The organism is Shewanella decolorationis S12 (assembly GCF_000485795.1).
GTDB lineage: Bacteria > Pseudomonadota > Gammaproteobacteria > Enterobacterales > Shewanellaceae > Shewanella > Shewanella decolorationis.
Genome location: NZ_AXZL01000066.1, coordinates 39,618 through 54,103 on the forward strand (window position 1 = coordinate 39,618; position 14,486 = coordinate 54,103).

Sequence of the window (14,486 nt, forward strand, 5' to 3'; positions counted from 1 at the left end):
GCTATAATCTAGCCCTTATTACATGATTGTTGTGCACTTATTGTGGTGCTTGCTATAGGATTTAGGACGTGAATGTGCCTGATAAATCACTCGCTGAAGCTGAATATAATCAATTTAGGTTGTTCCTAGAACAACATAGCGGAATTGTATTGGGTGAAAATAAACAATACCTAGTACGAAGCCGTCTTGCGCCATTAATGGGGAAATATAACCTACCATCATTATCTGATGTGGTTAAACATTCGATGAAACCCACGGAGCGTGCGCTCAGGGCTGAAGTTATCGATGCGATGACAACGAATGAAACGCTGTGGTTCAGAGATCGCTATCCATTTGAATTGCTAAATAATGTGTTACTGCCTGAATACAGTAAATTAGGCAGGCCATTAAAGATATGGTCAGCAGCCTGTTCATCAGGTCAAGAGCCTTATTCTTTGGCAATGACTATCTTAGAATATCAACAGAAAAAACCGGGTGCATTGCCTGGTGGAGCTTCGATTCAAGCGACGGATTTATCGCCTTCGATGTTGGAGCGTTGTAAGAATGCTGAATACGATAGCTTAGCTTTGGCTCGTGGCTTATCGGAGGAACGTAAGCGCCAGTTTTTTGATGCATTGCCCTCCGGCAACATGCGGGTAAAGGACAACGTTAAGCGCTTGGTGAATTTTCGTGCCCATAATCTGCTTGAGAGTTACACTTTGCTGGGCAAGTTCGACATTATTTTCTGCCGAAATGTGCTGATCTATTTTGCCCCTGAGGCAAAAGCAAAAATTTTGCGGCAATTTGCTGCCGCGTTAAATCCTAAAGGTATCCTCTTTTTAGGCGCTTCTGAATCGATAGCTGGTTTGACCGACGAGTTCGATATGGTGCGTTGCAATCCTGGTATTTATTATCAAAAGAAAACTTAATCTATTGATAATTAATGAAAATTGCCGACAAGTGTCGGTAATTTTTTTGCCAGCAATATCCCTCCAATACTTTCTTCCCTGATATCAGTTTGTTGGCACATGAATTGCTTTACTTCCGTGAGAGACACGATGGAGGCAATTTTATGGCGATTAGTTTTGATAAGGCCCTAGGGGTTCACCAATTTACGTTGGGGATACGCGCCGAGCGTGCCGAAGTGATTTCAAGCAATATCGCAAACGCCGATACGCCACATTATAAAGCTCGTGACGTCGATTTTTCTGCGGCGTTAAATGTGGCGAAATCCCAGCAACAGCAGCGTAATAGTCTAGAAATGGTGGGCAATGAGCAGCATTTTGGTTTGTCTCAATTGTCGGGGCAGTACGTCAAATTTCGAGTGCCAAACCAGCCTGATACAGGGGATGGTAACACCGTCGATGTCCAACAAGAACAGTCAGCATTTATGCAGAATGCCCTTGAATATCAAATGTCTCTAGGTTTTTTAGACAGTAAATTTAGTGGCATGAAAAAAGCGCTGAGAGGGGATTAATTATGAGTTTATTTAATATCTTCGATGTTGCGGGGTCGGGCATGTCGGCCCAATCTGTGCGGCTAAATACCACGGCGAGTAATATTGCTAACGCCGATTCCGTTTCTAGTAGTATCGATAAAACCTACCGTTCACGCCACCCGATTTTCGAGGCGGAGATGGCGAAAGCACAGAGCCAGCAGCAAGCTGCCCAAGGTGTCACTGTGAAGGGAATTGTCGAGAGTGATAAACCCCTATTAAAAGAGTATTCGCCTGATCACCCGATGGCGGATGCCGATGGCTTTATTTACAAACCAAATGTAAACGTCATGGAAGAAATGGCGGATATGATTTCTGCCTCTCGCTCATATCAGATGAATGTTCAAGTGGCTGAAGCTGCAAAATCTATGCTGCAACAGACACTTGGGATGGGTAAATAATATGTGTTATTTAGGAGGTAAGTTGTGAGCCTCATTAACCAATTGAGCCAAACTTCGTCGCAAGTAGCTCAAACAAAAACTCAATCGAATACAGTAGCGACTAATTCCTCTACAACTTCGACTAGCTCTACAGGCAACCCATTTTTGGATGGATTGCGTTTACCTAGCAAGTCTGCAGTGCCTGACGCTAAGAGCCAACAGCTGACTCAAGAAGATTTTTTCTCATTACTCAGTCAGCAGTTATCGATGCAGGATCCGTTTAAGCCCGTCGATAACGATCAGATGATTGCGCAAATGGCATCGTTTTCTACCGTTGATGGTATTTCTAAGCTCAATGATCAAATTGTTAATTTAAACAGTGTGATGACATCGAGCCAAGCGTTACAAGCATCCGGATTAGTCGGACGTAAGGTGTTATTACCGACGGATACTGGGTATATCTCTGCAGAAAGTCCTGGTTTGAATGGCGTAATCAGTACTTCGGAAAAAATTCCCGTCATCAACATTCGAATCGAAGATGAGAAAGGGCAAGTGGTTAAGACATTTACCGTCGATGGCAGTAATGGGGGCAATATCGATGTTAAGTGGGATGGTTTGAATGATAAAGGTGAACCTGTTGCGACCGGAAACTATGCAATAAAAGCGTCAGGTTTGGTAGAGGGGGAGACACAGGCATTAGCGGTATCGACTTATGCACATGTGACAAGTGTTTCCTTAGGGACTGCCGCCACGGGAGCTATTTTGAATCTAAAAGGCGGTATGGCCTTTAAGTTGTCGGATGTGCTTGCGATCACGGAAGTTTAATGGTTTTCAAGATGGTAAATGGACGCAACTTGTCCACTAAGAATTGAGCAAAAGTAGAGGTGAATTATGTCGTTTAACATTGCATTGAGTGGCATTTCGGCTGCGCAGAAGGATTTAAACACTACGGCGAACAACATTGCCAATGCTAATACCATTGGTTTTAAAGAGTCGCGTGCTGAATTTGCGGATGTTTACGCTAATTCAATTTTCTCAAACTCAAAAACGGCTGTGGGTGGCGGTGTCGCAACAAGCCAAGTCGCGCAGCAATTCCATCAAGGTAGTTTGCAACTAACTAATAACTCTTTGGACTTGGCGATTAAGGGTGGTGGCTTTTTTGTGACCGCTTCAGAAATCGGCACCTTAGATCATCAGTTTACCCGTGCGGGTGCATTTAAAGTCGACAAAAATAACTACATGGTTGACTCTGCTGGAAATTATTTGCAAACCTTCCCAGTGGACAAGGATGGTAACTCGACATCAGTAAGTTTAACTACAGCTAAACCAGTACAAATTCCAGACACTGCGGGTAGTCCTGTTCAGACTGAAAACGTTACCTTACAGATGAATCTTAATGCCAAAGATGGTTCACTCGATCCGGCAGCATTCGACCCTCTAGACTCGAAAACCTATAACAGCGTTACTTCAATGACAATTTATGATTCGCTGGGTGAGCCACATATTATGACCACCTACTTTGTGAAGCCAAACAATGGTTCTTACAATGGCGAAAACAATTGGGTCGCTTATTATGCAATTGATGGCAAGCAAGTTGATATTTCAGGCCCAGCGGGAACCTATCAGACTGATACCAATGGTGACGGCACTCCCGATGCAACAGGGACTGCGCAAACTGCAGGTGGTTGGAAGGGATCGGTTCTGAAGTTTAATTCGGTCGGTGTGTATACCGGTAGTGATCCTGCCGCCGTGACGACTGAAGTGCTTGGTGTGGGTGGCGCAGGGGTGTTAGGTCCTGGAGCGGATGGCACGCAAGCCGTTAATATCAAGTTCAATGCGCCAACACAATATTCTGCCCCCTTTGCCGCTACTGAATTGTCACAAGACGGAACTACCGTTGGACGTTTAACGAATGTTGAAATTGGCGAAGATGGTTTGATCACCGCCAGTTACTCGAATGGTTCAACTGTGCCATTAGCCCGCGTTGCCTTAGTTCGTTTTGCTAACGAGCAAGGTTTAACTCAGGTAGGTAATACCTCATGGAAGGCGAGTTTATCGTCAGGTCCTGCACTAGCTGGGGAACCTAATAGCGGCACATTTGGAAGCTTAAGTTCTTCGGCGTTAGAGCAATCTAACATTGACTTAACGACTGAGCTAGTCGATTTGATTTCGGCACAACGTAACTTCCAAGCTAACTCTCGTACCCTAGAAGTCAACAACACACTGCAGCAAACTGTTTTGCAGATTCGTTAAGTTGATTGTTCCCTTTCTAAGAGTTGCCGCCTGCGGCAACTCTTAGCCTCTTTAGGCGCCATAGCGATTTCCTCATTATCTTCTCTCAATTTATCAGTTAATTAGCATATGTTTTTATTGGCATGATGCTTGCTTTGCTATTGTCAGGTTGAAAATTTGACGGAGCAGTCTGTGGACAAATTCCTCTACATATCCATGAGCGGAGCTAAGCAAAACATGAATGAGTTGGCTTTGCGCGCCAACAACTTAGCTAACGCCAATACCGATGGATTTAAGTCGGATATGGCACAAGCCAGATCGATGCAAGCCTTTGGTGAAGGATTGCCATCGAGGGTATTTGCCATGGTTGAAACTCCCTCCGCCAATTTTCGTGCAGGTCCAATTAAAAGTACTGGACGTGATCTTGACGTTGCTATTAAAGGAGATGGTTGGTTTGCTGTTCAGGCGCAAGATGGCAGTGAAGCTTATACCCGTTCCGGCAGCTTAAGTTTTGACTCGACGGGTTTGTTACATAACGACCGTGGTAATCCCGTGATGGGGGATGCGGGGCCGATTGTGTTACCGCTGCCGATTGAAAAAGTCACTATTTCACAGGATGGCATTATCTCTGTACGCCCTCAGGGCGCGACAGCGGAAGTGATCGAAGAGGTGGGACGATTAAAGCTGGTCAATCCTGGTAACGCCCAAATGCTGCGCGGGGAGGATGGGTTATTCCGTTTGACCTCGGGAAATCCAGCGCCAGCCGATCCGAGCGTGTTTGTTGAAAGCGGGGCTGTGGAGGGCAGTAACGTCAATCCAGTGGATGAGATGGTGTCCTTAATTGATTTACAGCGACAATTTGAATTGCAAGTGAAAATGATGAAAACCGCGGAAGAAAACGACCGCGCATCATCTTCGTTAATGCGGATTAGTTAGGAGATAAATTATGCATCCAGCGTTATGGATTAGTAAAACTGGCTTAGACGCACAGCAAACCGATATTGCGGTGATTTCAAACAACGTCGCTAACGCCAGTACTGTCGGCTACAAAAAGAGCCGCGCCGTCTTTGAAGACTTACTCTATCAAACCGTCAACCAAGCGGGGGGCATTAGTGCCTCAAACACTAAGTTGCCAAACGGTTTAAATATCGGTGCGGGTACTAAAGTGGTTGCTACTCAAAAGATGTTTACCCAAGGCAATATGTTAACTACCGATAACTCGCTCGATCTGATGATCGAGGGCCCTGGTTTTTTCGAGGTACAACTCCCTGATGGTACCGCGGCTTATACTCGTAACGGCCAATTTACCTTGGATGATACTGGGCAAATTGTCACGCCTGGCTCTGGCTATGTGCTGCAACCTGCTATCACCATTCCACCTGATGCGACAAGTATTACCGTATCTGCCGAAGGTGAGGTGTCGGTAAAAATACCTGGAACTGCTGATAACCAAGTTGTGGGTCAGCTCAGTATGTCTGATTTTATTAACCCATCGGGTTTAGACCCTATGGGACAAAACCTGTACACCGAAACCGGTGCCAGTGGCACGCCTATCCAAGGCACTGCATCACTCGATGGTATGGGGGCGATTCGTCAAGGTGCGTTAGAAACCTCTAACGTAAACGTGACCGAAGAGCTGGTGAATCTAATTGAAAGTCAGCGGATCTACGAGATGAACTCTAAAGTGATTTCGGCGGTTGATCAGATGCTGGCTTATGTGAATCAGAATCTATAGAGGCACATTATCATGGCTAGATATATTATTTTGGCCGCTGCGCTCTTGCTTACGGCGTGTAGTTCTACCCCCAAGAAGCCGATTGCAGATGATCCCTTCTATGCGCCGGTTTATCCCGAAGCGCCGCCAACCAAAATTGCCGCGACAGGGTCAATTTATCAGGACAGTCAAGCGGCCAGTCTTTATTCGGATATTCGTGCTCACAAAGTGGGAGACATCATCACAATCGTGTTGAAGGAAGCGACCCAGGCGAAAAAAAGCGCGGGTAATCAGATCAAAAAAGGTTCTGATATGACTTTAGATCCCATCTATGCCGGTGGCAGCAATGTATCAGTGGGGGGGATTCCCCTCGACCTACGTTACAAAGACAGTATGAACACTAAGCGAGAATCCGATGCTGATCAAAGTAACAGCTTAGATGGCAGTATTTCTGCCAACGTGATGCAAGTGCTCAATAACGGCAATTTAGTAGTACGTGGCGAAAAGTGGATATCGATTAACAATGGTGATGAGTTTATTCGTGTAACGGGGATCGTTCGTTCACAGGACATCAAGCCTGATAACACAATCGATTCAACCCGTATGGCCAATGCGCGTATTCAGTATAGCGGAACAGGCACCTTTGCTGATGCCCAAAAAGTGGGTTGGTTAAGCCAGTTCTTTATGAGCGATTGGTGGCCCTTCTAAGGAGTCGTATCATGAAATTAAAACTTTTTTTTGCCGTAGCCATGCTCGCATTTTCTATGCCTAGCCAAGCTGAACGCATTAAAGATATTGCCAATGTGCAAGGGGTGCGGAGTAACCAATTGATTGGTTACGGCTTGGTAGTGGGTTTACCCGGTACGGGCGAAAAAACCAATTACACCGAACAAACATTCACCACCATGCTTAAAAATTTCGGCATTAATTTGCCTGAAAATTTTAGACCCAAGATAAAAAACGTGGCTGTGGTGGCTGTGCATGCGGATATGCCAGCCTTTATCAAGCCAGGTCAAGAATTGGATGTCACCGTTTCAAGCCTTGGTGAAGCGAAAAGCTTGCGCGGCGGCACGCTATTGCAGACTTTCCTTAAAGGTGTCGACGGCAATGTGTACGCTATTGCCCAAGGCAGCTTAGTGGTCAGCGGCTTTAGTGCCGATGGTTTGGATGGTTCTAAAGTTATTCAAAACACGCCAACCGTGGGTCGTATTCCTAACGGCGCGATTGTTGAACGTAGCGTAGCAACACCATTTTCAACTGGCGATTATTTGACGTTCAACTTACGCCGTGCTGATTTTTCTACCGCGCAGCGTTTGGCCGATGCGATTAATGATCTGCTTGGCCCTGATATGGCGCGGCCATTGGATGCAACGTCGATTCAGGTCAGTGCGCCAAGGGACGTATCACAACGGGTATCTTTTTTAGCCACGCTCGAGAATATCGAAGTGGAGCCTGCTGAAGAGTCTGCCAAAGTGATCGTTAATTCGCGTACAGGCACGATTGTGGTAGGGCAGAACGTCAAGTTATTGCCTGCCGCAGTGACTCATGGTGGTTTGACTGTGACCATTGCTGAAGCGACACAGGTCTCTCAACCTAATGCCTTAGCTAATGGGCAAACGACAGTGACGAGCAATAGTACGATTAACGCAACCGAAAGTAATCGCAGGATGTTTATGTTCAATCCTGGTACTACGTTAGATGAGCTAGTGCGAGCCGTAAACTTAGTGGGAGCAGCCCCGTCAGATGTGCTTGCTATCCTCGAGGCATTAAAAGTGGCAGGTGCTTTGCATGGTGAACTTATCATCATCTAATTTCTGTCGGGAAAATCATGGAAAAGCTTTCAAGTTCATCACATTTTCTTGATCTGGGTGGGCTGGATTCCCTGCGTGCCCAAGCTCAGAAAGATGAGAAGGGCGCCTTGAAAAAAGTCGCCCAACAATTTGAAGGTGTTTTTGTGCAAATGCTGATGAAGAGCATGCGTGATGCGAACGCAGTATTTGAGTCCGACAGCCCACTCAACAGCCAATACACTAAGTTTTATGAGCAAATGCGGGATCAGCAGTTATCCGTTGATTTATCGGATAAAGGTGTGCTGGGCCTTGCAGACATGATGGTGCAGCAATTATCCCCCGAGTCGAGCCAGTTTACGCCCGCATCCGTGTTGCGTAATGACGGTGGTATGAAGCTGCAACATGATGCGAAAGCATTCAACATTCCAGCTCAAGCAACCTCGGGAGCTGAAACTCAAAGCACTGCTGCGCCAGTTGTCGCAGCCCAAGGCGTACCAGCCTCGATTGCGCGCCCAAGCATTGAGGTGGATAACCCCAATGGGGTGACGTCTTCCTTAGATATCGATAAGCCAGAGCGTTTGTTGGCCATAAATACGCCTAAACCTACTTGGTCAGAACAACCCTTATCGCCAATCGAACCTGTGATCAGCGGCCAAATCTTGCCGACGGCGGCATTTAGGGAGACGCAAAAGACCCTTAAGTTTGGTAGCCGTGAAGAATTTTTGGCGACGCTTTATCCCCATGCGGAAAAAGCCGCCAAAGCACTTGGCACTAAACCCGAAGTGTTATTGGCACAATCGGCACTTGAAACTGGTTGGGGTCAAAAAATTGTCCGTGGCAATAATGGCGCGCCTAGCCATAACCTGTTCAATATTAAAGCCGACCGTCGCTGGCAAGGTGATAAGGCTAACGTGAGTACCTTGGAATTTGAGCAGGGTATTGCCGTTAGACAAAAAGCCGATTTCCGTGTGTATGCTGATTTTGAGCACAGTTTTAACGATTTCGTATCCTTTATCGCTGACGGTGAGCGTTATCAAGATGCCAAGAAAGTGGCGGCGTCACCGACTCAGTTTATCCGTGCATTGCAGGATGCTGGCTATGCCACCGATCCTAAATATGCTGAAAAAGTCATTAAAGTCATGCAGTCCATCAGCGAAGAGCTGAAGTCGATACTGCCAGGAGAAGACAAATGATCATTCTTCATAAGACGTTAGTATTGGGGAGTATCGGCTAATGGCTATCGATCTATTAAATATTGCCCGTACCGGCGTACTCGCATCTCAGTCACAGCTGGGGGTGACCAGTAATAACATCGCCAACGCCAATACAGCGGGGTATCACCGACAAGTTGCGACCCAAACCACCTTAGACTCCCAACGTCTTGGAAATGGTTTTTATGGTACTGGCACTTATGTCTCTGATGTAAAACGTATTTATAACGATTACGCTGCGCGCGAGTTGCGTATTGGCCAAACTACTCTGAGTGCAGCAGAGGCCAGCTTTGGCAAGCTAAGTGAGCTAGACCAAATTTTCTCCCAAATTGGCAAAGTGGTACCACAGAGTTTGAACGATCTGTTTTCTGGCCTTAACAGTCTAGCGGACTTACCTGCTGATTTAGGTATTCGCAGTTCGACCCTAAACGATGCCAAACAATTGGCAAACAGTTTGAATCAGATGCAGTCGACGCTAAATGGGCAACTCAGTCAAACCAATGATCAAATCACTGGCATGACTAAGCGTATCAATGAGATCAGTACTGAGCTTGCTAATCTCAACCTTGAATTGATGAAATCACCTAACCAAGATCCGATTTTATTAGATAAGCAAGACGCGCTCGTGCAAGAGCTGAGTCAGTATGCACAGGTGAATGTGATCCCCTTAGAAAATGGCGCCAAGAGCATCATGCTCGGTGGCTCTATTATGTTGGTTTCGGGCGAGATCGCGATGTCAATGAATACGACAACGGGTGACCCTTTCCCTAACGAATTGCAATTGGTATCGACCATTGGCTCACAAAGTGTAAAGGCTGATCCGAGTAAGTTAGGTGGTCAGTTGGGGGCATTGTTTGAATACCGTGACCAAACTTTAATGCCTGCGAGCTTAGAGCTTGATCAATTAGCCTTAGGCGTCGCTGACAGTTTTAATAAACTACAAGCGCAGGGTATTGATCTTAATGGTCAAGTGGGCGGCAATATCTTTAAGGATATCAACGATCCTTTGATGTCTCTGGGTCGTGTCGGAAGTCTTTCTGGAAATACAGGCAATGCAACCTTAGGTGTCAATATCGACGATACCAGCGCCTTAACGGGTGGCTCATACGAGTTATCTTTTACTGCACCTTCGACCTATGAACTGCGAGATACGCAGACTGGCGCTATCACGCCACTGACTTTAAACGGCACTAAGCTTGAAGGCGGCGCGGGATTCTCGATTGATATTAAAGCCGGAGCCATGGCATCTGGGGATCGATTCGCTATTCGCCCAACAGCTGGAGCGGCTAATGGTATTGAAGTGGTGATGACAGATCCCAAAGGCATTGCCGCAGCAGCGCCTAAAATTACACCTGATGCGGCAAACTCGGGCAATACCCAAGTTAAGTTGACGCAAATTACTAACCGTAATGCTGCAAACTTCCCCGTAACGGGTGGCGAATTGACCATTCAGTTAGATACCACTGCCGTGCCGCCCACCTTTGAAGCCTTCGATGCCAATGGCACATCTCTTGGCGCGCCAGCGGCGTATACGCCACCGAGCATTAGTGCATTTGGCTTTACCTTTGAAGTCGATAGCAGTGCTGCGGCTGTGGGTGACAAGTTTACCTTCGATTTATCCTTTGCCGAAGGGGATAACACCAATGCCTTAGCAATGGCAAAACTCAGCGAATCTAAAGTGATGAATGGCGGTAAGTCAACACTTGCTGATGTATATGAACAGACCAAGCAAGATATTGGTAGTCAAACCAAGGCGGCGAGCGTGCGAGTCGATTCTGCAGAGGCCATTTATCAACAGGCTTATGCAAGAGTAGAGAGCGAATCGGGCGTGAACTTAGATGAAGAAGCGGCCAATCTGATGCGTTTCCAACAGGCTTATCAAGCATCTGCGCGGATCATGTCAACCGCTCAGCAAATTTTTGACACTTTATTGACCTCAGTGCGTTAGGAGAAGTGACGATGAGACTATCAACCGCGCAGCTCTTTAATCAAAGCATTAGTAGCGTGCTGCAGAAACAAACTGCAACGAGCAAAGTACTTGAACAACTCAGCAGTGGCAAAAAAGTGAATACCTCAGGGGATGATCCTGTCGCGGCTTTAGGTATCGACAACCTAAATCAACGTAATGCCTTAGTCGATCAATTTATGAAGAATATCGACTATGCCAATAACCGCCTTGCCGTTACAGAAAGCAAATTGGGCAGTGCTGAAGATTTAACCGGTTCTATTCGTGAACAGCTGATGCGTGCTGTCAACGGCACTCTATCTGACTCAGAGCGGCAAATGATTGCCGATGAGATGAAAGATAGTCTTGAAGAATTACTCTCTATTGCCAATAGCAAAGATGAATCGGGTAATTATCTGTTCTCAGGGTTTAGTACTGATAAACAACCTTTCTCTTTTGATAATTCAACTCCACCCAAGATCATATATAGCGGCGATTCAGGGGTTCGAGATAGCTTAGTGCAATCAGGTGTCGCCATCGGAACCAATATTCCTGGCGATCTTGCCTTTATGAAAGCGCCTAATGGTCTTGGTGATTATAGCGTCAATTATTTGGCCAGCCAGCAAGGTGGATTTAACGTTGATACAGCCAAAATAGCCGATCAAGCGACTTATGTGGCTGATACTTATACCTTTAATTTTTCTGATAACGGTTCTGGTGGCGTCAATCTACAGGTGCTTGATTCAGCAAATAATCCAGTTGCAAACGTTGCTAACTTCGATGCGACGAATCCTGTGAGTTTTAATGGCATTGAGGTCAAGATAGACGGAAAACCCAGCGCTGGAGATAGTTTCAGCATGGAACCTCAGGCTGAGGTTAGTATTTTCGACACGATCAGTAATGCGATCGCTTTGATCGAAGATCCAAACGCAGCAAATTCTCCCCAAGGAAAAGCTCAGTTGGCACAGTTATTGAATAATATCGATAGCGGCGTCAATCAGATGAGTTCAGCCAGAAGTGTGGCGGGAAATAATCTGAAAACCGTCGAGCGCTACAAGGATACACATACAGAGGAGAAAGTGGTGAATACTTCAGCACTATCACTTCTGGAAGATTTGGATTATGCGTCAGCGATTACGGAATTTGAAAAGCAGCAGCTTGCATTGAACGCAGTCTCTAACGTGTTTAGTAAGGTGGGTTCTGTTTCCCTGTTTGACTTTATTTAACAGAAAGCAAAGACCTAACCCTCTGTAAGATAAATTGTTAAAAATTTAGCCAAGCTCCAAGCCTTGGCGGTATAACTAGGAAGAGGAACTCAACATGGCTATTACAGTTAATACAAACGTGACTTCGATGAAGGCACAGAAAAATTTAAATACCTCCAATAGTGGTTTAGCAACCTCTATGGAACGTCTATCGAGCGGTCTGCGTATTAACAGTGCTAAAGATGACGCGGCTGGTTTAGCAATTTCTAACCGTTTAAACAGCCAAGTGCGCGGCCTCGATGTGGGTATGCGTAATGCTAACGATGCGATTTCTATTGCTCAAATCGCTGAAGGTGCGATGCAAGAACAAACTAACATGTTGCAGCGTATGCGTGACCTGACCGTACAAGCAGAAAACGGTGCGAACAGCACTGACGACTTGGACGCGTTGCAAAAAGAGATTGATCAATTAGCGTTAGAAATTACTGCAATTGGTGATAGTACTGCATTTGGTAATACTAAACTAATGACAGGTTTATTTTCAGCAGGCAAAACGTTCCAAGTGGGTCACCAAGAAGGTGAGGATATCACGATTTCTGTGGGTACTACGAATGCGGCTAGCTTATCTGTAAATGCTTTATCTGTGGCGAGTTCTGGCGGCCGTTCTACTGCGTTAGCGAATATTGATGCTGCAATTAAAACCATTGATAATCAGCGCGCTAACTTAGGTGCTAAGCAAAACCGTTTAGCGTACAACATCAGTAACAGTGCTAATACCCAATCTAACGTTGCTGATGCTAAGAGCCGTATTGTAGATGTGGACTTTGCAAAAGAAACTTCTGTAATGACTAAGAATCAGGTATTGCAACAAACGGGTTCTGCGATGCTTGCTCAAGCTAACCAATTACCGCAAGTGGCGTTGTCACTATTGGGCTAAGCTTAAGTTAGCGTATTTTTTGTCGAGTACTTTTGCCTACTTTTTCTAGCTAAGATTAGAAAAGTAGGCAAAGTTTTTTAGTGGGAATTTTTATCTATATGAAAAAAAAGATTTTTTATATAGATAAAAATTTTTGAAAAATAATTCTAAAGATAAAAAAGGTGCGGCCGTTAAATATACTGTAACCACTAAGACCCGCCTGGCTTAAGTAGACAGGCAAGTTTAGACAAGCCAGGTATAAAGAGGAAACGATCATGGCCATTACAGTAAACACAAACGTTACATCTTTAAAAGCGCAAAAGAACTTAAACTCTTCAGCAACCAATTTGGCCACATCAATGGAACGTTTGTCCAGTGGTCTACGTATTAACAGCGCAAAAGACGATGCTGCAGGCTTAGCGATTTCTAACCGCTTAAATAGCCAAGTACGTGGTTTGGATGTGGGTATGCGTAACGCCAACGATGCGATTTCAATCGCCCAGATCTCTGAAGGTGCGATGCAAGAGCAAACTAACATGTTGCAACGTATGCGTGACCTGACTGTTCAAGCAGAAAACGGTGCGAACAGTACTGATGACTTAGCGGCATTACAGAGTGAAATTGACGAACTTGCGTTAGAAATTACCGCAATCGGCGATACTACTGCATTCGGTAGTACCAAGTTACTCGATGGTACCTTCTCAGCAGGTAAAACTTTCCAAGTAGGCCATCAAGAAGGTGAAGATATCACTATTTCGGTAACTGCGACTAACGCTGCAGCGCTTTCAGTAAATGCACTTTCTGTAGCAAGTTCGGCAGGCCGTTCTACTGCGTTAGCGAATATTGACGCGGCAATTAAAACCATTGATAACCAACGCGCTAACTTAGGTGCTAAGCAAAACCGTTTGGCGTACAACATTAGTAACAGTGCTAACACACAAGCTAACGTTGCTGATGCTAAGAGCCGTATTGTAGACGTTGACTTTGCGAAAGAAACGTCGCAAATGACTAAGAACCAAGTGTTACAACAAACAGGTTCAGCGATGTTGGCACAAGCTAACCAATTACCTCAAGTGGCCTTATCACTACTTTAATAACATACTGAAGTATAAGGCTCTAAGGGAGGTTCGGAGACGGATCTCCCTTTGCTACATAAATGGTCATTAAAGTTATAGTGTTTGTTAGGCAGTTAAAGACAAATGCTTAAGATGGTGAGGTATAGCTATGGATATTAATATAGCAAGCACATCAATGGCGGCTTCAAACCGTGTTGATTTGGCTCAAGTACCACTGAAAGCACCTACGGCGGATGTTGAATTAAAACGCGATGCTGCCGTATCTGCGGTTGAACAGTCTACAGAGCAAAGTGCGGCAGAGAATGAACAAAATCCCGGAAAGTTAACTCAAGTGGCTTCTGAGCTTTCTGATATGATGTCAATGATGCGTAAAGGGCTTGCATTTAAAGTTGATGAAAACTCAGGGCAAGCAGTAGTGACAGTCTTGGATAGAGATACTGGCGATGTCATAAGACAGATGCCGAGTGAGGAAGCACTGAAACTAGCGGAAAAACTGTCAGAAGTGACAGGTCTGCTAATGAAAACAGAGGCTTAAATCTCACA

General features: G+C 45.4%; 15 protein-coding genes. All 15 read left to right on the forward strand.

Features of this window, described 5'->3' with window-relative positions; translation table 11 throughout:
- Positions 1–68: 68 nt before the first annotated feature.
- The 15 genes from SHD_RS10615 (at position 69) to SHD_RS10685 (ending at position 14,478) form a co-directional block, all read left to right on the forward strand.
- The gene (locus SHD_RS10615) at positions 69–908 is read left to right on the forward strand and encodes a CheR family methyltransferase (RefSeq protein ID WP_011716394.1); all 840 of its coding nucleotides are present in this window, start codon (positions 69–71) and stop codon (positions 906–908) included.
- A 143-nt stretch (positions 909–1,051) separates the two neighbouring features.
- On the forward strand, positions 1,052–1,456 hold the full coding sequence (gene flgB, locus SHD_RS10620; RefSeq protein ID WP_023267110.1) for a flagellar basal body rod protein FlgB: 405 nt from the start codon (positions 1,052–1,054) through the stop codon (positions 1,454–1,456).
- A gap of 2 nt (positions 1,457–1,458) precedes the next feature.
- Positions 1,459–1,875 (forward strand): flagellar basal body rod protein FlgC, encoded by a 417-nt coding sequence (gene flgC / locus SHD_RS10625; RefSeq protein WP_023267111.1) that lies wholly within the window; start codon positions 1,459–1,461, stop codon positions 1,873–1,875.
- Between the two features lie 24 nt (positions 1,876–1,899).
- Complete coding sequence (flgD, locus tag SHD_RS10630; RefSeq protein WP_023267112.1) at positions 1,900–2,679, forward strand: flagellar hook assembly protein FlgD; 780 nt, start codon at positions 1,900–1,902, stop codon at positions 2,677–2,679.
- Between the two features lie 66 nt (positions 2,680–2,745).
- On the forward strand, positions 2,746–4,107 hold the full coding sequence (gene flgE, locus SHD_RS10635) for a flagellar hook protein FlgE (RefSeq protein ID WP_023267113.1): 1,362 nt from the start codon (positions 2,746–2,748) through the stop codon (positions 4,105–4,107).
- Positions 4,108–4,278: 171 nt separating this feature from the next.
- The gene (flgF, locus tag SHD_RS10640; protein ID WP_039978130.1) at positions 4,279–5,022 is read left to right on the forward strand and encodes a flagellar basal-body rod protein FlgF; all 744 of its coding nucleotides are present in this window, start codon (positions 4,279–4,281) and stop codon (positions 5,020–5,022) included.
- Between the two features lie 10 nt (positions 5,023–5,032).
- Positions 5,033–5,821 (forward strand): flagellar basal-body rod protein FlgG, encoded by a 789-nt coding sequence (gene flgG / locus SHD_RS10645; protein WP_023267115.1) that lies wholly within the window; start codon positions 5,033–5,035, stop codon positions 5,819–5,821.
- A 12-nt stretch (positions 5,822–5,833) separates the two neighbouring features.
- Positions 5,834–6,508 carry a flagellar basal body L-ring protein FlgH gene (gene flgH, locus SHD_RS10650; RefSeq protein ID WP_023267116.1) on the forward strand — a complete coding sequence of 225 codons (675 nt, stop codon included), beginning with the start codon at positions 5,834–5,836 and terminating at the stop codon, positions 6,506–6,508.
- 11 nt (positions 6,509–6,519) lie between these two features.
- Positions 6,520–7,611: a flagellar basal body P-ring protein FlgI gene (locus tag SHD_RS10655; RefSeq protein WP_023267117.1), complete on the forward strand. Its 1,092-nt coding sequence runs from the start codon at positions 6,520–6,522 to the stop codon at positions 7,609–7,611.
- Positions 7,612–7,628: 17 nt separating this feature from the next.
- Positions 7,629–8,783: a flagellar assembly peptidoglycan hydrolase FlgJ gene (gene flgJ, locus SHD_RS10660; protein ID WP_023267118.1), complete on the forward strand. Its 1,155-nt coding sequence runs from the start codon at positions 7,629–7,631 to the stop codon at positions 8,781–8,783.
- Positions 8,784–8,823: 40 nt separating this feature from the next.
- A complete protein-coding gene (flgK, locus tag SHD_RS10665; RefSeq protein ID WP_023267119.1) occupies positions 8,824–10,749 on the forward strand; it encodes a flagellar hook-associated protein FlgK in 1,926 nt (641 codons plus the stop codon).
- Positions 10,750–10,760: 11 nt separating this feature from the next.
- On the forward strand, positions 10,761–11,972 hold the full coding sequence (flgL, locus tag SHD_RS10670) for a flagellar hook-associated protein FlgL (RefSeq protein ID WP_023267120.1): 1,212 nt from the start codon (positions 10,761–10,763) through the stop codon (positions 11,970–11,972).
- A 94-nt stretch (positions 11,973–12,066) separates the two neighbouring features.
- Positions 12,067–12,888: a flagellin N-terminal helical domain-containing protein gene (locus SHD_RS10675; protein WP_023267121.1), complete on the forward strand. Its 822-nt coding sequence runs from the start codon at positions 12,067–12,069 to the stop codon at positions 12,886–12,888.
- 254 nt (positions 12,889–13,142) lie between these two features.
- On the forward strand, positions 13,143–13,961 hold the full coding sequence (locus SHD_RS10680) for a flagellin N-terminal helical domain-containing protein (protein ID WP_023267122.1): 819 nt from the start codon (positions 13,143–13,145) through the stop codon (positions 13,959–13,961).
- A 130-nt stretch (positions 13,962–14,091) separates the two neighbouring features.
- Positions 14,092–14,478 carry a flagellar protein FlaG gene (locus SHD_RS10685; protein WP_023267123.1) on the forward strand — a complete coding sequence of 129 codons (387 nt, stop codon included), beginning with the start codon at positions 14,092–14,094 and terminating at the stop codon, positions 14,476–14,478.
- Positions 14,479–14,486 lie beyond the last annotated feature (8 nt).

What these genes read in the sequence shown, in the direction of transcription:
- flgB (WP_023267110.1), top strand. Translation starts at nt 1,052, where the DNA reads ATGGCGATTAGTTTTGATAAGGCCCTAGGGGTTCACCAATTTACGTTG.
- flgC (WP_023267111.1), top strand. Translation starts at nt 1,459, where the DNA reads ATGAGTTTATTTAATATCTTCGATGTTGCGGGGTCGGGCATGTCGGCC.
- flgE (WP_023267113.1), top strand. Translation starts at nt 2,746, where the DNA reads ATGTCGTTTAACATTGCATTGAGTGGCATTTCGGCTGCGCAGAAGGAT.
- flgG (WP_023267115.1), top strand. Translation starts at nt 5,033, where the DNA reads ATGCATCCAGCGTTATGGATTAGTAAAACTGGCTTAGACGCACAGCAA.
- flgH (WP_023267116.1), top strand. Translation starts at nt 5,834, where the DNA reads ATGGCTAGATATATTATTTTGGCCGCTGCGCTCTTGCTTACGGCGTGT.
- SHD_RS10655 (WP_023267117.1), top strand. Translation starts at nt 6,520, where the DNA reads ATGAAATTAAAACTTTTTTTTGCCGTAGCCATGCTCGCATTTTCTATG.
- flgJ (WP_023267118.1), top strand. Translation starts at nt 7,629, where the DNA reads ATGGAAAAGCTTTCAAGTTCATCACATTTTCTTGATCTGGGTGGGCTG.
- flgK (WP_023267119.1), top strand. Translation starts at nt 8,824, where the DNA reads ATGGCTATCGATCTATTAAATATTGCCCGTACCGGCGTACTCGCATCT.
- flgL (WP_023267120.1), top strand. Translation starts at nt 10,761, where the DNA reads ATGAGACTATCAACCGCGCAGCTCTTTAATCAAAGCATTAGTAGCGTG.
- SHD_RS10675 (WP_023267121.1), top strand. Translation starts at nt 12,067, where the DNA reads ATGGCTATTACAGTTAATACAAACGTGACTTCGATGAAGGCACAGAAA.
- SHD_RS10680 (WP_023267122.1), top strand. Translation starts at nt 13,143, where the DNA reads ATGGCCATTACAGTAAACACAAACGTTACATCTTTAAAAGCGCAAAAG.
- SHD_RS10685 (WP_023267123.1), top strand. Translation starts at nt 14,092, where the DNA reads ATGGATATTAATATAGCAAGCACATCAATGGCGGCTTCAAACCGTGTT.